1 pseudogene is annotated in these 1,430 nt (G+C 49.0%); it reads right to left on the bottom strand.

From position 1 onward, the window contains the following. Window positions 1-33: 33 nt before the first annotated feature. Window positions 34-1,348, bottom strand: a pseudogene (locus HMPREF2891_RS09920) (IS3 family transposase). Between the last annotated feature and the right edge of the window lie 82 nt (window positions 1,349-1,430).

Here is a 1,430-nt window from a genome sequence, read left to right as displayed (position 1 = left end):
CCTGAAAGTTAGACAGTTTAATAGTAGGGGTTCTTAGGCTACGAGGGCATGATTGCGATATTCGTTCGGGGTCATGCCCTCGAGTCGTTGTTGGATGCGTTGGTTGTTGTACCAGTGGATGTAGTCCTGTATTTGATTGGCTAGGTCTTCAGTGTTGGTGAACGCTTGTTGGTAGAACAGTTCTGCTTTGAGGTGAGCGAAGAAGTTTTCTGCCATTGCGTTGTCATGGCAGCTACCTTTTCTGGACATGGATTGAGTAGCGTTGTAGTTGGCTAGTAGGGCTTTCCAACTGTGGTGTTGGTATTGGAATCCTTGATCCGTATGCATGATCATGCCCGGTCCTGGCTGCGCCTGGTGTAAGGCTTTGCGCAGGCTAGAGTTGGTGAGTTCTAGGTTTGGTGAGGCGCTAATCGAGTAGGAGATGACGCTGTGGTCGTACAGGTCAATGATTGGTGACAGGTACAGTTTTTGGTTTCCTACTCTGAACTCAGTGACGTCTGAGACCCATTTCTGGTTCGGCTTGGTAGCTGTGAAATCACGATTAAGAACGTTGCCAGCCGCGTTGGATTGGTTGGATCTGTAAGAGTTGTAACGCTTTTTCTTACGTACCTGGCACACTAGGTGTTCTTGTTTCATTAGTTTGGCTACCAGTTTTCTAGATACGCAAATGCCTTGACGTTTCAAAGCTAGCCTGACGCGGCGGTGACCATAGCGTGCGTGGGACTGGTCAAACACGGTCTTGATCTCACGTTTGAGCCCAGCGTGCTTATCAGGAGCATCAAGGCGAGCTTGGTGATAGTAAAACGTTGACCTGGCAAGGCCAGCAGCTTGGAGTAAATCCGCAAGACGATACTGGGACTTGAGACTTGCAACCACTCGGGTGCGAGTTATTGCTCTTTGCGCATCAAGTCCCTTAATGCTTTTAGGTAAGCATTCTCCGCCTGTAAATACTCCACCTGACGGCGTAACTGCTCAGTCTCAGACAAAGGCTTACTCGGTTTAGACCCAGACTTAGCAGGCCTGCCTTTAGGTTTAGGACGTAACCCGTCCTCACCTTGCTGCTCATAAATCCGAGCCCATATCCTCACTAAATCTGGCCTGGATAGTCCAAGATCTTTAGCAATACTCCCACGAGATTCACCAGCAAGGAAACGCAACACTGCATCACGCTTGACTTCAAAAGGATAAACACTAGTGTTTGGTTTTCTCACAAGTACAACACTGCCACGAATCTGCCAGCGATCATACAAATTCCTGGCCGGCTTTTTACCAACACCAACCTGCCTAGCCGCACTCTTGTAACCAAAACCCTGCTCAAACAAACCCACCAGCGCCGCGCGCTGCTCACGAGTCAACGTAGATCTCGGATGCATACAAATCCCCCGGAAGAAAAACTGAATAAATCAGTCCAACTTCCGGGGGACAGTTCA

Origin of the sequence: Actinomyces sp. HMSC065F11, assembly GCF_001813085.1 — a bacterium.
GTDB lineage: Bacteria > Actinomycetota > Actinomycetes > Actinomycetales > Actinomycetaceae > Gleimia > Gleimia europaea.
The sequence above is the reverse complement of the archived record's forward strand: the minus strand, read 5'-3'. Positions and strand labels throughout refer to the sequence as shown.